Here is a 19,829-nt window from a genome sequence, read left to right as displayed (position 1 = left end):
TAAATCATGCATCTTCTCTTAGCGCAAAAAGGAACAATATCTGACGGAGATGAGGCCATTGATCTTGGTCAATCTCCGGGAGATGTGATTTTCCTTTCAGCAGCAGACACTGAGAATTCAAGTATTGCAAATGCTGTTAATGGTGTTGCTAATTTGGATTGGCGACTGGCTAGCCTTGGACAGCTGACGCATCCAATGTCAGTTGACACATATGCTGAAAATACCGCTAAACATGCCAAGCTGATTGTCATTCGTGCACTTGGTGGTGCGGGTTATTTCTCCTATGCACTAGAAGCATTTTATGCGACTGCGAGCAACAACAACATCAAGATAGTCGTTGTTCCAGGTGATGATAAACCGGATCCGGAACTAGATCGGTTTTGTAATGTTTCAGGTGAAGACGTAGCTGCATTGTGGCGATACCTCATTGAGGGTGGCGCAAAAAATGCAGCAGGTTTTGTAGAATATTGTGAAACGCTACTTGAGGATAGAACAAGACCTGTTTCCGCTGCGCCGCTACTAAAAGCTGGATTATATTGGCCGCAAGAAACTGAACCAACTCTAGATAAGCTTAAATCAATTTGGATCAAAGGCGCTCCGATTGTAGGGATCAATTTTTATCGCGCGCTTATACAAAGCGGACAAACATCACCAATCGATGCTTTGATTAAGAAGATGCGGGAAGCCGGGTTAAACCCGCTTCCCATATATGTATCCAGTTTGAAAGAGGAATTTTCACAAAATGTTGTTTTGCATCTCTTTCGTCAAACGCCACCAAACGTGGTGATTAATGCGACAGGATTTGCGGTTTCAAAGCCAGGCAATGATTACGCCGCTACAGTGCTCGAGAGAAACGGTGCCCCAGTTTTACAAGCTGTTTTGGCGGGCGGGAATATTGAAGCTTGGGAGGCATCATCACAAGGGTTAGGGTCCAAGGATCTTGCAATGAATGTGGCATTGCCAGAAGTAGATGGTCGTGTGTTTGCTCAGGTGATTTCGTTTAAAACGGCAGATCATTATGATGAGAATGTTCAAGCGAATATTGTTCAGCATCAACCGCATGAATACGGCATTCAGCATGTTGTGGATCTAGCTAAATCATGGGCAGAGCTAGCGCATGCCAAGCCAAGTGATAAAGCAGTTGCGCTGATACTTGCAAACTATCCAAACCAAGATGGGCGCATTGGAAATGGTGTAGGTTTAGACACGCCTGCAAGTGTTATTGAAGTGCTTCGTGCTATGGAGGCCAATGGTTATGATGTGGGTGAATACCCCAAAACATCGCTCGACCTGATGGATGGCCTTCAAGGGGGTAAGACAAATTCTTCCAAAGTGATTCAAGATGTTCAAGTTGTGCTTGAGCTTAATGAATATATGAATCACTTCAACGGATTATCTCAATCCGTTCGTGATGAGATTCAACAAAGGTGGGGTTCTCCAGAAGATGATCCGTTCTTTAAAAATGGAAAGCTGGAGCTTCCATTTATCCGCTGTGGTAAGATCTTGATCGGTATCCAGCCAGCACGTGGGTATAATATCGATCCTAAAGAAAGTTACCACTCCCCAGACCTTGTTCCACCTCATGGCTATCTTGCTTTTTACATCTATTTACGAGAAATTGCCAAGATACATGCTGTTGTTCATATGGGTAAACACGGAAATTTGGAATGGTTGCCCGGCAAGGCTTTAGCTCTTTCTGAGAGCTGCTATCCTGCTGCAATCTTGAAAGCTGTTCCAAATATTTATCCCTTTATTGTCAATGATCCGGGTGAGGGGACACAGGCAAAGCGCAGAACATCTGCCGTGATAATTGACCACCTTACACCTCCGCTTACGCGTGCCGAAAGCTATGGTCCACTCAAAGATTTGGAAGCGTTAGTTGATGAGTATTATCTTGCTTCTGGTTACGATCCTCGACGTTTAAAATTACTCAAGAAGAAGATTTTTGAACTGATGCAAGATACCGATATTGCGAAAGATGTGGGTGTTGAAAATGACGCTAATGATGATCTGGCGTTGGAGAAATTGGATGCGTGGCTTTGTGAAATGAAGGAGATGCAAATCCGCGATGGGCTGCATATCTTTGGTGTTGCACCGCAAGATCGATTGCTTGAGAATTTGACAGTGGCGCTTGCGAGATTGCCGCGCGGAGAAGGCGAAAAAGATAAAAGTCTTCATCGTGCAATTGCTACTGACCTTGAACTTGGGCATGGTTTTGATCCACTGGATTGTGACTTTTCAAAAACATGGGATGGACATCGCCCTGATGCGCTCAACAACGTGAGTTCGGAAAATTGGCGATCAAATGGTGACACAGTCGAGCGGATAGAGCTACTCGCAGCAGACTTAGTATCTGGCAGAACTGAATGTGCCGAACAATGGGTGAATACAGATATCGTTTTGTTAGAAACGCAGAATCGATTGAAGCAAAGTGTAATTGATAGCGGCAAAAATGAGATCAGTAATATAATAACTGCGTTGGATGGAAAGTTCGTACCTCCCGGCCCATCTGGTGCGCCAACACGCGGACGTCCTGATGTTTTGCCTACGGGAAAGAATTTTTATTCCGTTGATAGTCGTTCATTGCCGACGCCGACTGCATGGGAGCTTGGCAAAAAATCTGCCGAGCTTTTGATTGCGCGCTACGTCCAAGATAATGGAAATTGGCCTACAAGCTTTGGCATCACTGCATGGGGCACGTCCAATATGCGCACAGGTGGTGATGATCTAGCGCAAGTTTTGGCACTGATGGGCGCTAGGCCAACTTGGGATATGGCCTCACGCAGAATGACTGGTTACGAAATCATACCTTTGGCCAAGCTTGGTCGCCCACGAGTAGATGTTACACTCAGAATTTCGGGTTTTTTCCGAGATGCATTTCCAGATCAAATCGCATTGATTGATCGCGCTGTTCGTGCAATTGGCGCACTTGACGAAGATGCTGCCGATAATCCAATTGCTTTTCGCATGAATGAAGAGGAGCAGGCCTTATTGGCACAGGGCGTTAGCGTAGAACATGCCAAGAAGCAGTCAGGCTACCGTGTATTTGGTTCGAAACCCGGTGCATATGGCGCTGGTTTACAGGCTCTCATCGATGAGAAGGGTTGGGAGTCTAAGGATGATCTTGCCGAAGCATATATGGTTTGGGGAAGTTATGCCTACGGTGCAAATGAAGATGGAAAATCTGAACGTGATTTGTTTGAAACTCGTTTGAAATCCGTTGAAGCAGTTGTTCAAAATCAGGATAACCGCGAGCATGATCTGCTTGATAGTGATGATTATTATCAGTTTGAGGGTGGTTTGACCGCTGCGGTGGAAAAAGTATCTGGTACGAAACCATCGATCTATCACAATGATCATTCAAGACCTGAAAAACCAGTCATTCGATCGCTTGATGAGGAAATTTCACGTGTGGTGCGTGCACGAGCTGTTAATCCAAAATGGATTTCTGGTATTATGCGTCATAGCTATAAAGGCGCTTTTGAGATGGCGGCAACGCTGGATTACATGTTTGCCTTCGCCGCAACAACCGGTGCCGTACGAGATCATCACTTTGAGCTTGTGTATCAGGCCTATTTGGTTGACGATGAGGTCAGGCAATTTATTGAAGATAATAATCCGGAAGCTTTGAAAGAAATGGCAAATCGCTTTTTAGAAGCCATTGATCGAAATTTATGGCAACCGAAAAGTAATTCAGCGAAATTCCAGCTCAGCAAGATGGCGAAACTAGATGGAAATGGGAGTTAAGCATGGCGGGTAAAATCACCGATAACATGACCGAAGAGCAGCTCAACGAGCGCCATACGGAAAAGATGAAGAAGAAAAAGGTCGCACGCGATAAGATAATTGCGACCAAGACAATCGAAAAAGGTCTTGTGATGGTTCATACGGGTAAGGGTAAAGGTAAATCAACAGCCGCCTTTGGTATGATTTTTCGTGCTCTAGGTAATGATATGAATGTCGGTATCGTTCAATTTGTGAAAGGTAAATGGGGAACTGGAGAGCGCAAAGTTCTTGAAGCCTTTCCTGATCAAGTTCAAATTACTGCGATGGGTGATGGTTTTACGTGGGAAACCCAAGACCGTCAGCGTGATATAGAGGCTGCCAAGCAAGCGTGGGAACGCGCTAAAGAGATGATTATGGATGACAGTACCCATATGGTTTTGCTGGATGAGCTGAATATTGTGCTGCGTTATGACTATCTTGATATTAACGAAGTCGTTGAGTTTTTAAAGCAAAAACCTGAAATGAAGCACGTTATTATTACAGGTCGCAATGCCAAGGATGAGCTCATCGAAGCTGCCGATTTGGTAACTGAAATGACAATGATCAAACACCCGTTCCGTTCGGGCGTTAAAGCACAGGTCGGTGTGGAGTTTTAGGGGAGGGTTTATAGCTTCTGGTGCTGGAATACCGGTACTTTAGAACTGGGATTCAATGAGGTCAAAAAACTGGTCAATACTTTATGTATTTTGGGCTTAATTGTTTGACCGAGAGAATACAAAATTATAGATAACAAACGTATGTACGGTGGTGCCCTTTGAAGGGCTGAAAGAAATTCCGGTGCGGCTGACTTAAACCAAGGGCCAATTCCAGAACTATCGATCATCGAAGCTGTTTTCAGTTTCGGCGTCTCGTGCATCAAACGATGAAACACAAGGAGATGCCGATGCGCATTCTATCAATTACGACTGGACTCATTATTTTAGCTCAACCTGCATACGCCCATATGGGGCATGCTGGTGAATTGGCCGGGCACGCCCACTGGGTGGGAATTGCTGCTGGTGTTGCAGCAATCGCTATTGCGGCGGCTCTGGTCAAAGGCAAAAAGAACACTGAGGTGGACAACGAGCAAGACGATGTATCATCGGAAGAGACTGCAAGCGGAGAAACTGGAGAAACAGCATGAGCGCTCAAGAAAAAATCGGCATCATGGTGTGTGGCCATGGAAGTCGTAATCAGAATGCCGCAAAAGAGTTTTCATCTGTCGCCAAGGGTTTGAAAAAACTCTACCCTGATACGCCCGTTGAATATGGCTATCTGGAATTTTGTAATCCGGTTATTTCAGATGGTTTGGATAAGCTTCGTGAACAAGGTGTTACCCGTGTATTGGCAGTTCCGGGAATGCTATTTGCTGCCGGGCATGCAAAAAATGATATCCCTTCTGTACTTAACACTTATCAAGCGCAGAACGACGGTATGGTTATAAATTATGGTCGTGAACTTGGTGTAGATCTCAAGATGATCCGCGCAGCAGGTGCGCGTGTTGAAGAAGCGGTGGAAGCTGCAAATAAAGAGCATGGTGAAGTGGGTAAGCACGAAACACTTCTCATGGTTGTCGGGCGCGGTTCATCTGATCCTGATGCCAACTCAAATGTGGCCAAGATCACGCGGATGCTCTGGGAAGGATTGGGCTTTGGGTGGGCAGATACTTGCTATTCCGGTGTAACATTTCCACTCGTCGCACCTGGCCTTAAACATGCAGCGAAGCTTGGTTACAAACGTATCGTTGTTTTCCCGTATTTTCTTTTTACGGGCGTTTTGGTCAAGCGTATATTTAGCTACACCGATGAGGTGGCGGCACTAAACCCTGATATTCAATTTGTGAAGGCCGGTTATCTCAATGACCATTCGCTTGTCCTGGATACATTTAAAGACCGGGTTGAAGAAGTAAAAGCCGGGCAGGCATTGATGAATTGCCAGCTTTGTAAATATCGTGAGCAGGTTTTGGGCTTTGAGGATCAAGTGGGACTGCCGCAGGAAAGCCATCATCATCATGTCGAGGGTATTGGCGGTGGTTTAGAAGATTGCCCGTGTAATGGCGATTGCGATGCTTCTTGCCGCGATCAGGAATTTTGTGAGAAGCATAATCTTCCGTTTACACCGATACATTCACATGATCATTCTCATGATGATGGCCATACTCATAGTCATGATCACCATCATCATCCATATCCGCATGCAGATCATCCACACGGACCCGTTTCAATGACAAAGAAGACATAAATGTCTTCTTTGTCATACGAGCGAAACCCTGCCGAAATTTATCGAAAGTCATTTGAAACTATACGGCAGGAAGTGGATTTATCCAGGTTTGGCAAAGGGTTGGATCAACTGGTTATCAGATTGATTCATTCCTGCGGGATGGTTGATATTGCTGATGATGTTTTCTTCTCAAAAGATGCATTTACTAGCGGACGCAATGCACTTGAAAATGGTGCTAAGGTTTTTTGTGATGTTGAGATGGTTAGAAAGGGCATTATCCCTCGCATGTTACCATCGGAAAATGAGGTTGTTTGTTTGGTGAATGATCCTGATGTTCCGAATATTGCGCAGAAGAAAAATACGACGAGATCAGCGGCTCAGGTTGATTTGTGGAAAGATCAGCTTAAAGGGTCGATTGTGTCCATAGGCAACGCGCCAACAGCTCTTTTTCGATTATTGGAACTTTTGGATGAAGGTTGTGAAAAGCCGGCTTTAATCATTGGCATGCCTGTTGGTTTTGTCGGTGCAGTTGAATCAAAGGCCGAGCTTGCTGCCAACCCACGTGGCGTGCCTTTTGTTACAGTTGCTGGTCGTCGTGGTGGATCTGCAATGGCCGCCGCTGCGGTAAATGCACTAGCTGGTGGGTTGAACAACAATGGTTAGAACTCCCTGGCTTTACATAATCGGTATAGGCGATAATGGTTTAGACAGCTTAAGCGGCCAAGCAACGAGACTGTTTGAAGCAGCTGAAACCGTTATTGCGCCTGCGCGCGTTCTCGAAGAAATTGAAACAGGTGATCGTGATATTATCCCCTGGACATTTGGTGTTTCTGAAACAATTAAATTGATAAAGCAGAGACGCGGTACACCAGCCACTATATTGGCAACTGGTGATCCTATGCATTTTGGGATCGGCGCCACGTTGCGGCGTTTTTTTGATGCGGATGAGATGGTTGTTGTACCATCGCCTTCTGGCTTTTCGTTGGCGGCCTCGAAAATGGGATGGGCGCTACAGGATACAGCCCAAATATCATTACATGGCCGCGCAGTGGAGGGGCTTCATACACATCTGGTGCCAAAGGCAAAGATATTGTCTTTAACGTCAAATGAGAGGACAATTTTTGAAGTTGCGAAATTATTAGTCGCTCGCGGGTTTGGTTCTTCTCAGGTTACGGTTCTTGAGCATATTGGCGGAGAGTGTGAAAAGATCACGGCATTTAAAGCATCTGAAATTTCGGCGGAACTGAATAGCTTTGCTGATTTCAATATTCTTGCCATCGCATGTGAGAGCGATATTTCAGCACCTGTCCTATCGCGGGTTCCTGGCTTGGCCGATGATGCCTTTGAGCATGATGGACAACTTACAAAACGGGAAGTCCGTTCCGTCGTACTTTCGTTTTTAATGCCATATCAAAATGCAGTCCTGTGGGATATCGGAGCAGGATGCGGTTCAGTTTCAATTGAGTGGATGCGATCCTCACATGGTGCCTGTGCAATTGCAATTGAAGAAAATACTGAACGCTGTGATATGATTTTGGCGAACGCAAAGAACTTGGGTGTGCCAAAGTTGCAGTTGATTCAAGGCGAAGCACCTGCGAGTTTGGAAGGTTTACAAAAGCCCGATGCCATATTTATCGGCGGTGGTTTAACGGATAAAGGCGTGTTTGATGCCTGTTGGTCCGCATTGGATGAAGGCAAGCCACTTGTAGCAAATGCTGTGACTGTTGAAAGCGAAGCGAAGTTGATTGCCTTACATGAAAAATACGGTGGTGAACTTGTTCGTATGCAAATTGCAAGGGCTGTGCCAGTTGGTCGTTTTTCCGGTTGGAAACCGTTTATGCCAGTTACAATATGGTCAGTTTTGAAGGGAGCTAACTCATGAGCGGCAAACTTTACGGGATTGGCGTAGGGCCCGGTGATAGTGAGTTAATGACCCTGAAAGCTTTACGCATTTTACGAGAGTGCCCTGTTATTGCTTATCCAGCGCCAGACAATGGTGAAAGCTTTGCCCGACAGATCGCAGCGCCATTTATATCGGAAGATCAGAAAGAAATTCCCATTGTCATTCCAATGCGCGTTGAAAGATTTCCTGCACAGGAGGTCTATGATGCTGTTTCTCATAAAATCGCTGAGCATTTGCGACATGACCGGGATGTCGTTGTTTTGTGTGAAGGGGACCCGTTTTTTTACGGCTCATTTATGTATTTGTATGAACGCCTTGCAGATAAATTCGAATGTGAGGTTGTTCCAGGCGTTTCATCAATGATGGCAGGAGCATCTGCGTTAGGCAGGCCGCTTGCAGCTAGAAATGATGTGCTGACTGTTATTCCTGCACCTTTGCCAGATGAAGATATCTCGCGCCAACTAAAGAGTTGTGATGCTGCATCCATTATCAAGATTGGCCGTCACTTTGAGCGCATTCATAGTCTGTTGACCAAAGCCAAACTGATAGATTGTTGTGGTTACTTGGAGCGGATCAGTCTTCCCTCACAAAAAATCATGCCGTTGGCATCGGTGAACCCCACTGAAGTTGCTCCCTATTTTTCAATGATCTTGATGTACAAAGGCGCTGAAGATTGGGTCTCTAACTTACCTATACCAGAGAAAGAGGCTGAGCCCTTACAATGAAACCCGCAATCATAATTCTGTCCTCGTCTGCAATGGCAGTGGCAGAGAAAATTAAGCAAAACACTTCTGGCGAAATTCACGGATTTGAGAAAAGAGTCCCAAGCGCGGATGTTGTTTTTGGAGATGTAAAGGAGCATCTAGGTGAACTTTTCCTAGCTGGACGCCCGATTGTTGCCGTCATGGCAATTGGTGCTGTTACACGTTTGTTGGCTCCATTACTTAAAAACAAGATTAGTGAACCACCTGTTCTGGTGGTTGCAGAAGACGCATCGAGCGTGGTGCCATTACTGGGAGGTCATCATGGTGCAAACGAAATGGCTAGAGTATTGGCAGATAATTTAGGCGCTCACGCAGCTATTACGACGGCTGGCGATCTCCATTTTGGTGTAGCGCTTGATAATCCGCCCAAGGGGTATGTATTGGCGAATCCCGAGAGCGCAAAAAATGTAATGGCAGCGTTGGTAAATGGTGCGAATGTTGATTTAGTGGGAGATGCACAATGGCTTCGAGAAAGTAAATTAGCGTTTGAAGATGGTGCTGAAGTTCAGCTTTCTGTTACTGAAAAACTGAGTCATCCCAAAGAATTAGAGCTGATCTATTATAAAAAGAGTCTGGTTCTTGGCGTGGGCTGTGAACGCGGTTGTGGCGCGGATGAGTTAATAAAACTCGCCGAAGCGACGATGAATGAAAATGGATTTTCCGAAGCTGCCATCGGTATGGTTTCATCAATCGATTTAAAAGCGGATGAAGCTGCAATTCACGCATTGGCGCGACGGTTTGACTGTCCAGCGCAATTCTATAACTCGGATGAGTTACTTGCTCAGACGGATCGATTGCAAACACCGTCTGACATTGTTTTTGGCGAGGTTGGCGTTTACGGCGTGGCGGAAGGCGCAGCTTTGGCTGCTTCTGGAGGCGACGGCGATTTGATCGTGGCTAAGCAAAAGAGCCAGCGAGCGACATTGGCTATTGGGCAAGCTTCAGATGTGTTTGTGGATACATCAAAAACAGGGAAGCAACGTGGTCGATTATTTGTGGTTGGGATAGGGCCAGGAAATGACGCATGGCGTTCACCAGAGGTAACACAATATGTTTGTATGGCGACAGACCTTGTCGGATATTCACTTTACCTCGATTTGTTAGGTCCGCTTACACACGGTAAGACCCGTCATGACTTTGATCTTGGTAAGGAAGAAGCTCGCGTTCGCCACGCTATGGAGCTGGCGGGAGAGGGCAAAGATGTTGCCCTTGTTTGCTCAGGTGATGCTGGAATTTATGCGATGGCAACGCTTGTCTTTGAACTTTTGGACAAAGCTGACGGTGAAGACGGATTAACGCCAGATGCAAAACGAATTGAGATCGCGGTGTCTCCGGGGATTTCAGCATTGCAGGCAGCTGCGGCTCGTATTGGGGCACCACTTGGACATGATTTTTGTACAATCTCACTCTCGGATCTTCTAACGCCGCTTAAAGATATTGAGCGACGTGTGAGCGCTGCCGCCATGGGCGATTTTGTCATCGCATTTTATAATCCTGTTTCACGCAAACGCCGTACTCAACTTGCATGGGCGCGGGATCGTTTGCTTGCTGACCGACCACATGACACACCTGTTGTGTTGGCCACTAATTTAGGACGCGAAGGTGAAAATGTACGCGTTGTTAAACTTGGCGATTTGGACATCAATGACGTTGATATGCTGACTGTCGTGATTGTTGGTTCGAGTGAAAGTCGAACAATCAAAACAGGCGATGGTAAAACATGGGTTTATACACCGCGCGGATATTCCGGTAAAAGTGGTTCCTCAATGGGTGAGAAATAATGAAAGTCTATTTTATTGGTGCCGGGCCTGGTGCGCCTGATTTGATTACTGTGCGCGGGTTAAAGCTCATCGAACGCTGCCCCGTTTGTCTTTATGCGGGTTCATTGGTTCCAGAAGAGATTGTGCAGGCTGCTCCAAAGGATGCGCTTGTTAAAGATACTGCGCCGATGAACCTTGACGAAATTATTGATGACATCAAAAAAGCGCATAGTGAGGACAAAGATGTCGCGCGTGTGCATTCCGGCGATCCGGCTATTTACGGTGCAACGGCAGAACAAATGCGTCGGCTTGATGCGCTTAATATAGCTTATGAAGTTGTTCCGGGTGTGCCGGCTTTTGCGGGCGCTGCGGCAAAGCTTTCGACAGAATTGACTTTACCTGAAATAGCGCAGACAGTCATTATTACCAGAACAGGTATGAAAGCCTCATCCATGCCGGATGGAGAGCAACTTGAGATTTTAGGTCAATCTAAAGCAACACTTGCGATTCATCTTTCTATTCGTAATCTTGATTATATCAAAAATTCACTTGAACCTTATTATGGGTTGGATTGCCCTGTGGTTGTCGCATATCGCGCGACTTGGCCTGATGAGCAGTATATCTTTACTACGCTGGAGAAAATGAAGGCTGATGTACGCAAGGCTAAGATTACGCGTACGGCTTTGGTTATGGTGGGGAAAGTATTCGGCGATGTCAATTTTAGAGATTCAGATCTATATAATTCAGAATATAGTCATGTTTTGCGAAATGTAGGGAAGAAAAAGAACAGGGCAGGGGCGTAGTCTTATTTTAGTCCGGCCTGTTGATCATGATCACCGGTATGTTTAATTCTCTTGCCGCTATAATCTTGCGGTAGGATTGTTCGCCGCCGGAGTTTCTGCATATGATGATCTGGATTTCGTTTTCTCTAAGGAGTGTAATCTCCTCTTCAATCGATGTGCTTGGTCGCCCAGTTAGCAACTTGTGGGATTTGAAACCCAGCTCCACTTCCGGGTTATCAACCATTCTGATGACAAAGTAACAATCTGTACGCGTTTGGAAAACATCAATATATTGTTTTCCAAGAGCCAGAAATACACGTGACATGTTGGGGATGGTTTTTGCAGCTTCCAATGTTGATGAGACGTTTACCCAATTATCACCGTCTTGTTTTTCCCATTCTGCCCGCAAGATTGAGTTGTATGTAATGTTCTTTTTATTTGAAGCCGCTCGCGCGTTTTTTGAAATTTGCAATGCATAGGGATGTGTTGCATCTATGATTTTGGTCACATTGTTTTCAGTGATGAATTTGATCAATCCATCCACCCCGCCAAAACCGCCGATGCGAATTTTACAGTCGAGTTTTGGTTGACCTGTTGTTCGGCCTGCAAGAGAATATATGATGTTATGATTGGTGTTCTCGCCGATGAGTTCTTGTGTTTTTGTAACGGCTTCCGCTGTGCCACCAAGGACTAGAATGGTTTCCATTACAATGCCTCTTTAGCAATAATGTTTCCTTGTCGATCAACAATAATAACCTCCAGCTCAATTGGCGCATCTCGCAGCATATCTTTTGCATTTTTGGAGGCCAATGTTGCGACGGGTGTTGTTATATCAATGTTGTTTTCTTTTGTTATTTCAAAGGCTTCGAGAGCGGTATTCGCACTTAGAATCGTGCTTTTAAGATCTTGATTCAATCCCGCCTCCAATGCAATGTTTGCCAGGAAGTTCATGTCTATTTGGCTTCGGGAGGAATGTAGGTCCATCGATCCTTGTGCAAGTTTTGTTATCTTTGCAAACCCTCCCGCGATTGTCAGTTTTGGTACTGGATGTTTGCGGATATATTTTAGTAATCCTCCTGCAAAATCACCCATGTCCAAACACGCAATATCTGGAAGACCATATAAATCTTGAACAGCTTTTTCCGACGTTGAACCTGTAGCACCTAAAACATGATCAAGCCCTTCTGCTCTTGCGACATCTATGCCGCGATGAATGGAGTGTATCCATGCCGAGCACGAGAATGGATGAACTATACCTGTTGTTCCCAATATAGAGAGGCCGCCCACAATCCCTAATCTAGGGTTCCATGTCTTTTCTGCAATTTCTGCACCATCGGGTATGGAAATTCTGATTTCGACATCTGCCGGAAGACCATAGGAGGTGCAAATCTCTTCGACAATTTCTGTCATCATTTTGCGTGGCACTGGATTAATTGCAGGTTCGTCTTTTGGGATAGGTAAGCCGCTTTTTGTGACTATCCCCACGCCTTCGCCAGCTTTGAATACGATGCCGCTATCTGGCGGCATAGGCCTGACCGAGGAGATGATCATGGCGCCATGCGTTACATCCGGATCATCACCAGCATCTTTTATTATTCCCGCAACTGCATAACCTTCACCAAGACTTTCCATCGCTAAAGGGAAGTGTGGGACTTCACCTTTCGGCAAAAGGATTGCGACAGGGTCAGGAAAATCGCCAGTAATGAGGGCTGTCAATGCAGCTTTTGTGGCCGCTGTCGCGCAGGCGCCAGTCGTCCAACCGCGTTGTAACTGTCTTGTCCCGTCTTTGTTGTTTTCATCAGCAGTCATTATTGGTGATAATACCATAGATTCATCTGTTTCTTGTCGATATCATTCTTTTCCACCGGATGGAAAGAGTGTAGAAGAAACATAACCATATAGGAACTCGAAACGAGGGTTAAACTTAATCGCATGCAGGATTGGCAAAACACATTACCAATGATGGAAGATGGGCATGTCTGGCTGGTTGGTGCAGGGCCAGGTGATCCTGGATTGCTAACTCTCCATGCCTATAATGCATTGTCTCAGGCTGATGTTATTGTTCATGATGCTTTGGTGAATTCGGACTGTTTAAAACTGGCCAGTTCAGACGCAGTTATAGAATATGCGGGCAAGAGAGGTGGGAAGCCATCTGCGAAACAGCGCGATATTTCTCTTCGACTTGTTGAACTGGCGCGTGCTGGCAAGAAAGTTTTGCGGCTTAAGGGTGGTGATCCATTTGTTTTTGGGCGTGGCGGTGAGGAAGCGCTGACCCTTGTTGAACATCACGTTCCGTTTCGCATTGTGCCTGGTGTGTCAGCTGGTATTGGAGGCTTGGCTTATGCTGGTATCCCAGTTACTCACCGTGAAGTTAATCAGGCAGTGACATTTTTGACCGGTCATGATGCTGGCGGAATTATACCGGATTCGATTGATTGGAATAGCATAGCTAAGGGTTCACCCGTAATTGTTATGTATATGGCGATGAAGCATATGGATGCCATCGTTACCAAACTACTGGCGGCCGGTCGTAGAGCTGATGAGCCGATCGCGTTAGTTTGTGATGCGACCACGGAGAAACATTTTGTGCTAGAAACTACATTGGCAGATGCTGTAAGGGATATCAAAGCAGCAGATTTATCACCGCCTGCCATTGTCGTTTTGGGGGATGTCGTTCGCCTTCGTCCGGGGTTGGACTGGCTCGGCGCTGCTGCTGGCAGATTGCTAGATCCTGATCCGTTGAAGCTCAAACCCAACAAAGCGGTCTCATGAGCGGGTGCGTGATCGCAGCTCCTTCATCAGGCTCCGGTAAAACTACTATTACATTGGGGCTTTTGCGGGCACTTAAGAACCGAGGCATTTCTATAGCATCAGGTAAAGCCGGTCCTGATTTCATTGACCCGCAGTTTCACGCCATTGCATCGGGTGCTAAATGCTATAATTTTGACCCATGGGCCATGCGGCCTGAACTTCTTATTGGCCAAAAAAACAGATTGCAAAGCCCTGATAATTTTTTGCTTATAGAAGCTATGATGGGATTGTTTGATGGTGCTGCAGATGGCACTGGATCTGCAGGGGACTTGGCAGCGTTACTTAATCTGCCAGTTATTCTGGTCGTTGATTGCTCAAAGCTTTCTCATTCTGTCGCGGCTATTGTATCTGGTTTTGCCCATTTTCGGGACGATGTACATATCTGTGGTGTTATCCTGAATAAAGTCGCAAGCACTCGTCATGAAAAAATGCTGCGGGGAGCTTTATCTAGCCAATCTATCGAGATTTTTGGTGCAATACATCGTGACGATAGATTCAAATTACCGGAACGTCACCTTGGCCTCGTGCAGGCGGGTGAACATCTGAAAATCGAGCAATTTATTGAAGATGTTGCCTCACATATTGAGCAGAACCTTGATATGCAACGGATTATTGATGTGGCAGATAGTAAGCATTCTGCGCAAATTCCCACAGTAAATGCATTGCCGCCTATTGCACAAAATATTGCTGTCGCAAGCGATATGGCGTTTTCATTTTCCTACGAGCATATTTTAACTGGTTGGAGAGATATGGGCGCAGAATTGAGTTTCTTTTCTCCTCTTAATGACCAAACCCCCTCTCAAAATGCAAAAGCAATCTACCTTCCGGGTGGTTACCCTGAACTTTACGCAGAAAAGCTGTCAAATTGCACTAGTTTTAGATCTGCAATGCGAAAAGCTGCCAATGAAGACAAATTGATTTACGGCGAGTGCGGTGGGTACATGGTGCTTGGTGAGAGGTTGATCGATGCACATGGGGTATCGCACCCGATGCTTGGTCTGTTACCGTTAGAAACAAGCTTTGCGAGTAGAAAACGTCAGTTAGGGTATCGCAAACTGCACCCAAAAAATAATTTGTTGTGGGATGGACCGCTTCGTGGTCATGAGTTCCATTATTCGACTGTTCATAAAGCAGATCATGTTGAACCTTTATTCTCCGCCGGGGATGCTGAAGACAACGCGTTAGGTGATAGGGGAATGCGCGTGGGTCATGTTGCGGGTTCATATATGCATGTGGTTGATCGGGCTTAGTTATGGAGCATATTCAACACGGTGGAAATTTACTCAAAGTCATTGAGGAATTTGGTGGCACTCAAGAAGATTGGCTCGATCTTTCAACAGGCGTAAGCCCGTTTACTATTGATCTACCTACGTTCCATAAAGATGTCTGGCGACGCCTACCAGATCCTTTGCATGTCGAGCGTCTTGAGGGGCAAGCGCAGGAGTTTTATCAAACGAAATATAATTGCCTGGCTGTACCGGGCTCGCAGTTTGCCATCCAGCATCTGTCAAAGATATTGGATGGTGAGGTGGGGATTGTCGAGCCAACATATGGTGAATATGCAAATTCGTTTTTGCGTAATCATAGAGCCTACAAGTCGCTTTCAGATATTAAGATTATTGATGATGTATCGTCAGTGATATTGGCCAATCCTAACAATCCTGATGGCAGGCTATATACCTCACAGGAATTGCAAGAACTCGCCGTACAACTATCTAAGCGTAATGGATATTTGGTCGTTGATGAGGCTTTTATGGAGTTTGATGATCATAATAGTCTTCTTAATGTTCAAGGTAGAGCAGATAATATTATTATACTTCGTTCGGTAGGGAAATTCTTTGGCTTGGCAGGTATCCGGCTTGGGTTTGTGTTTTCATCGTTTGATGTTCGAATAAAATTTGCAACATATCTTGGCCCATGGGCGGTTACAGGTCCGGCACTGGCTATTGCAGAACATATTTTTACATATCCTGATATTGTAAACGAACTTAATCAGAAAACCTTAATCCGTCACAAGCAGATGGGCGAGATCCTAAAACAGTCTAAGCTAACAATTATTGGTGAGAATAAGTTGTTTTTTCTCATAGAACACTCAAATGCAAAAGCACTGGATGTTCATTTGAAGGAGCAAAAAATTCTGACCCGCATATTTAATTATAATTCCAGCTGGATGAGGATAGGGCTTACGCCTGATCAGGGCGAAGATATTCGTTTGCTGAACGCTTTAAATGGGTTTCAGGTATGATGCTGTCGGAATGGCATTTCATTATCCTGTTTTGCGCAACTATTTTGGACATGCTTGTGGGGGATCCAGACTGGATCTGGCGGAAGTATACACATCCTATCGTTTGGTTTGGTCAAATTACCGGATATATGGATAAACGTTTCAATTCTAACCTTCTCTCTCAGGCTCATAAAAAGTTCACAGGTATAATGGCGATTGCCATGCTCGTGGCAATCGCTGTAATTTTAGGCCTATTATTTACAGCAATTTTATCCAATATTGGATTTCTGGGACACGTGCTGGAAGTTATCATCGTGGCCATCTTCATTGCGCAAAAAAGCATGTCTGATCATGTGGAACGGATTATCACTCCATTAAGAAATGGAGATATCAATGGCGCTAGGAACGCTGTTTCAATGATTGTAGGCCGCGATACAGCTCAACTTGATGAATCTTCTATTTCTCGCGCTGCCATTGAAAGCATGTCGGAAAACTTTTCAGACGGTGTGGTTGCTCCAATATTTTGGTATGCAATCTTTGGGTTGCCCGGTTTGTTTGCTTACAAAATGATCAATACAGCTGATAGTATGCTTGGGCACATGACTGAAAAATATCAGGATTTTGGATGGGCAAGTGCAAAAGTGGATGATCTTGTTAATTGGTTTCCTGCGCGTTTATCCGCATTATTCATTATTTTTGCTTCCGGCCTTGGCGCAAGAACGAAACCCCCTATGTCTGTTGTCAAAGTAGTTCTGAAAGATGCAAAACATCACAGATCTCCAAATGCTGGCTGGCCAGAATCTGCAATGGCAGGGGCTTTAGATATTGCACTTGCTGGCCCTAGAACCTATTCAGAATACAAAGTTGATGACGCATTTATGAACGCTACTGGTCGGAAAAAACTAACATTTATCGATGTTGAATTGGCTAAAATTGTATTTTTGACTGCGTGTTTGATAGAGGCATTTGTTGTTGTCATACTCATCACCATTAATCATTCGTTTTAACCATTCTCAACCTTTTGGCTGTGCACTAAGTCATTTTTCACGTAAAAGAGGTGATCTTTTAATCTCTCTGGGGGAGTGCCGAATGAAAAATGTTCTTATGATATTTGCATTTGTAATGTTTGTATTTTCGACAGTGCAGGCCAGTGCAGCACGACTTGAAGCGCGCGTTGATATTTCTTCACAAACGATGATCGTCAAACAGTATGGTAAAGTGAAGTACAAATGGAAGATTTCCAGTGGTCGAAAGGGCTACCGTACACCTACGGGTCAATGGAGTGCTAAATGGCTTTCCAGACACCATAAATCTCGAAAATATAACAATGCGCCAATGCCGTTTGCTGTATTTTTTAACGGTGGTTATGCAGTACATGCTACAAATGCAATTAAAAATTTGGGTCGACCAGCATCGCACGGCTGTATTCGATTACACCCAAAAAATGCATCAAAATTTTACAGATTGGTAGAGAAAGCGGGCTTAAGTAATACGCGTGTGGTCATCAAGCACTAAACGGGTTTTAGTTATTGGTTTTAGAAGAGGGCACTTTGCCCTCTTTTTTTGGGCTTAATATACAATCAAAGCGTATGTTTTATATTCCAGCGATCATGGAACCATTGCCATTGACCGGGATACTCTCTCACCCAATCTTCAACTTTGTCATTTAGCAATTGGCAGGTGGCGTTAATGTCAACGACACCATCGGCGTTTTTGGGGATATCGATTGCCGGTTCAAGCTCGATGCGAAACCGCCCTTCCGGTAATCTGATGCATCTTGCCGGGAAAACATCGCATTCATATTGACGTGCAAGTTTAGCCAGAAGCGGATTGGTTCGAACCTTGTGCCCAAAAAAAGTCGTGTCAGCACCTCGTTTATCGAACTTTTGATCAACCAGCATACCTACGCCGCCATTTTGGTCCAGTTTATGAGCCAATGTCCAAGCAGCGCCAGCAGTTGAGGGCACTAAGTCATCAACATGGGCACCGCGAGCTGAAAAAATCTTCTTAGCAATATATGGATTGTTTGGCGGGCGAAATAACGCGCTGACGGACAGGCCATATTTTTGTGAAACGATTGGTAGGAGTTCAAAATTCCCAGCGTGCATTGTAAAAACAATGAATGGTCTGGGATTTTCCATTAAATCTAAGAAAATATCAGTGCCGATAACTTCAATATTACCATTGTCTGGATTTTCAGGATCATATTTCGAGATTTTGTCTAAAAATATGTATTCCGCACCCAAGCGAGACATGTTTGACCACATTTGGGAGACTATTTCTTCCCGTTCTTCCTCAGATTTCTCCGGAAATGCAAGGGCAACATTTTTCAAGGCAAGTTTTTGCCGGCTGGTTCTTGGACCAACAAATCCTGTAATTTTGTCCATAAAGCTTAGTGCTGTCTGAACGGGTAGCAAGCGCGCAAGATTGAGCATCGAAATTGCGACACTCGCCTCAAGTCTATAGCGGATATTTGTTGCTATATTATATAGCTTTATAGAAAATTTGCTGGGTGTTTGTTGCAACACTAATCTCAGTTCGAACTATTTACAGTTTCAGGATAATTTTGCCGAACACTTTTCGTCCTTCCATACGCTCAAGCGCAGTTTGGATGTTTTCCATGTCAATCTCAGTGTCGATGACTGGCGATACAAGGCCTTGTGACATTTTGATCATGGCATTGTTCATGTTTTCCATGCGGCAACCAAAAGAACCAATGAGGCGTAATTGCTGCTGGAACAGCATCATGAGATTGGTCTCGGTAGAAACACCTGATGTTGAGCCGCAGGTGACCAGCCGGCCACCTTTTTTAAGGCTAAACATGGAGCCAGCCCAGGTATCTTTGCCAACATGTTCGAAAACGACATCAACACCCTTCTTTTTAGTGATTTTGCGCACTCGGCCTTCGAAGCGGTCTTCGCGGTAGTTAATGACGTGATCAGCACCAAGTGCTTTGGCCTTTTCAATTTTGTCATCAGAGCCGACCGTTGTGATAACCGTGCAGCCCATTTTTTTGGCTAGCTGAATAGCCGCGGATCCAATGCCTGAACCACCAGCATGAATGAGAATGGTTTCGCCTGGTTGGAGTTTCGCGTTATCAAAGAGCATATGTTCAACTGTGCCAAATGTGACAGGTGCAAGAGCTGCGCTTACGGCATCGACATTTGGTGGGGCAGGGACGAGCAATCGTGCGGGATAATTTACCCGCTCTTGTGCAAACCCATCAAGGTGGAAGCCGTGAACGCCACCGACTTCTGTGCAAAGATTATCGCGACCTTCCTGACAATTTTTGCAGCGCCCACACGTACGTGCGCCGTAGATAGATACAATTTGACCAGGCACTAGACCTGAGGTTCCTGGTCCTACCGCCTCAACAATGCCTGCAGCCTCTGCGCCAATGACCAGTGGCATCTTGCGCTTTGCAAATGCCATGCCGCGCCATCCCCAAACATCAATATGGTTGAGTGCAACAGCTTTTATGGAAAGTTGAACTTCTCCGATACCTGGTGCTTCAGGTTCAGGTAGATCAACAATTTCCAGTTTGCGGTCTTCAACAAGTTGCAGTGCGCGCATCAGCTTTCCTTGAATATTTGATTCTTA

At 45.2% G+C, this 19,829-nt stretch carries 18 protein-coding genes; 14 read left to right on the top strand and 4 right to left on the bottom strand.

What is annotated here, in order from left to right:
• Positions 1-6 precede the first annotated feature (6 nt).
• The 9 genes from cobN (at position 7) to cobM (ending at position 11,215) form a co-directional block, all read left to right on the top strand.
• A complete protein-coding gene (gene cobN / locus G3W54_RS08085) occupies positions 7-3,747 on the top strand; it encodes a cobaltochelatase subunit CobN (protein ID WP_162652571.1) in 3,741 nt (1,246 codons plus the stop codon).
• A gap of 2 nt (positions 3,748-3,749) precedes the next feature.
• Positions 3,750-4,382: a cob(I)yrinic acid a,c-diamide adenosyltransferase gene (gene cobO, locus G3W54_RS08080; RefSeq protein WP_162652570.1), complete on the top strand. Its 633-nt coding sequence runs from the start codon at positions 3,750-3,752 to the stop codon at positions 4,380-4,382.
• A gap of 287 nt (positions 4,383-4,669) precedes the next feature.
• Entirely contained in the window at positions 4,670-4,909 is a 240-nt protein-coding gene (locus tag G3W54_RS08075) for a DUF6732 family protein (RefSeq protein ID WP_162652569.1), read from the top strand.
• Positions 4,906-6,006 (top strand): sirohydrochlorin chelatase, encoded by a 1,101-nt coding sequence (locus G3W54_RS08070; RefSeq protein WP_162652568.1) that lies wholly within the window; start codon positions 4,906-4,908, stop codon positions 6,004-6,006. Before G3W54_RS08075 ends, G3W54_RS08070 begins: the two co-directional genes overlap by 4 nt.
• Positions 6,007-6,648 carry a precorrin-8X methylmutase gene (locus G3W54_RS08065; RefSeq protein ID WP_162652567.1) on the top strand — a complete coding sequence of 214 codons (642 nt, stop codon included), beginning with the start codon at positions 6,007-6,009 and terminating at the stop codon, positions 6,646-6,648. It begins immediately after the preceding gene.
• Positions 6,641-7,867 carry a precorrin-6y C5,15-methyltransferase (decarboxylating) subunit CbiE gene (gene cbiE, locus G3W54_RS08060; RefSeq protein ID WP_162652566.1) on the top strand — a complete coding sequence of 409 codons (1,227 nt, stop codon included), beginning with the start codon at positions 6,641-6,643 and terminating at the stop codon, positions 7,865-7,867. The genes G3W54_RS08065 and cbiE overlap by 8 nt, the downstream gene beginning before the upstream one ends.
• Entirely contained in the window at positions 7,864-8,613 is a 750-nt protein-coding gene (gene cobI, locus G3W54_RS08055; protein WP_162652565.1) for a precorrin-2 C(20)-methyltransferase, read from the top strand. The genes cbiE and cobI overlap by 4 nt, the downstream gene beginning before the upstream one ends.
• Positions 8,610-10,433, top strand: a complete 1,824-nt coding sequence (gene cobJ, locus G3W54_RS08050) for a precorrin-3B C(17)-methyltransferase (protein ID WP_162652564.1) — start codon at positions 8,610-8,612, stop codon at positions 10,431-10,433. The genes cobI and cobJ overlap by 4 nt, the downstream gene beginning before the upstream one ends.
• On the top strand, positions 10,433-11,215 hold the full coding sequence (cobM, locus tag G3W54_RS08045; protein WP_162652563.1) for a precorrin-4 C(11)-methyltransferase: 783 nt from the start codon (positions 10,433-10,435) through the stop codon (positions 11,213-11,215). Before cobJ ends, cobM begins: the two co-directional genes overlap by 1 nt.
• Positions 11,216-11,222: 7 nt before the next feature.
• Here the strand turns inward: cobM and G3W54_RS08040 are convergent, their stop codons facing one another.
• Both G3W54_RS08040 and G3W54_RS08035 read right to left on the bottom strand, forming a co-directional pair.
• A complete protein-coding gene (locus G3W54_RS08040) occupies positions 11,223-11,900 on the bottom strand; it encodes a cobalt-precorrin-6A reductase (RefSeq protein ID WP_162652562.1) in 678 nt (225 codons plus the stop codon).
• The gene (locus G3W54_RS08035; protein WP_162653614.1) at positions 11,900-13,003 is read right to left on the bottom strand and encodes a cobalt-precorrin-5B (C(1))-methyltransferase; all 1,104 of its coding nucleotides are present in this window, start codon (positions 13,001-13,003) and stop codon (positions 11,900-11,902) included. The genes G3W54_RS08040 and G3W54_RS08035 overlap by 1 nt, the downstream gene beginning before the upstream one ends.
• 123 nt (positions 13,004-13,126) lie before the next feature.
• Here G3W54_RS08035 and cobA point away from each other — a divergent pair, with 123 nt between their 5' ends.
• The 5 genes from cobA to G3W54_RS08010 all read left to right on the top strand — a co-directional run bounded on the left by cobA (position 13,127) and on the right by G3W54_RS08010 (position 17,744).
• Positions 13,127-13,966 (top strand): uroporphyrinogen-III C-methyltransferase, encoded by an 840-nt coding sequence (cobA, locus tag G3W54_RS08030; protein WP_162652561.1) that lies wholly within the window; start codon positions 13,127-13,129, stop codon positions 13,964-13,966.
• On the top strand, positions 13,963-15,255 hold the full coding sequence (locus tag G3W54_RS08025; protein ID WP_162652560.1) for a cobyrinate a,c-diamide synthase: 1,293 nt from the start codon (positions 13,963-13,965) through the stop codon (positions 15,253-15,255). The genes cobA and G3W54_RS08025 overlap by 4 nt, the downstream gene beginning before the upstream one ends.
• 2 nt (positions 15,256-15,257) lie before the next feature.
• Positions 15,258-16,250, top strand: a complete 993-nt coding sequence (locus G3W54_RS08020) for a threonine-phosphate decarboxylase (RefSeq protein ID WP_162652559.1) — start codon at positions 15,258-15,260, stop codon at positions 16,248-16,250.
• Positions 16,247-17,236 carry an adenosylcobinamide-phosphate synthase CbiB gene (gene cbiB, locus G3W54_RS08015; RefSeq protein WP_162652558.1) on the top strand — a complete coding sequence of 330 codons (990 nt, stop codon included), beginning with the start codon at positions 16,247-16,249 and terminating at the stop codon, positions 17,234-17,236. Before G3W54_RS08020 ends, cbiB begins: the two co-directional genes overlap by 4 nt.
• Positions 17,237-17,318: 82 nt before the next feature.
• Positions 17,319-17,744: a L,D-transpeptidase gene (locus tag G3W54_RS08010; RefSeq protein WP_162652557.1), complete on the top strand. Its 426-nt coding sequence runs from the start codon at positions 17,319-17,321 to the stop codon at positions 17,742-17,744.
• Positions 17,745-17,809: 65 nt separating this feature from the next.
• Here G3W54_RS08010 and G3W54_RS08005 read toward each other — a convergent pair whose 3' ends face one another.
• Entirely contained in the window at positions 17,810-18,757 is a 948-nt protein-coding gene (locus G3W54_RS08005; protein ID WP_256366911.1) for a lipid A biosynthesis lauroyl acyltransferase, read from the bottom strand.
• Positions 18,758-18,776: 19 nt separating this feature from the next.
• Positions 18,777-19,802 carry a zinc-binding dehydrogenase gene (locus G3W54_RS08000; RefSeq protein ID WP_162652556.1) on the bottom strand — a complete coding sequence of 342 codons (1,026 nt, stop codon included), beginning with the start codon at positions 19,800-19,802 and terminating at the stop codon, positions 18,777-18,779.
• Positions 19,803-19,829 lie beyond the last annotated feature (27 nt).

The sequence above is a fragment of the Lentilitoribacter sp. Alg239-R112 genome, from assembly GCF_900537175.1.
Lineage (GTDB): Bacteria > Pseudomonadota > Alphaproteobacteria > Rhizobiales > Rhizobiaceae > Lentilitoribacter.
The sequence above is the reverse complement of the archived record's forward strand: the minus strand, read 5'-3'. Positions and strand labels throughout refer to the sequence as shown.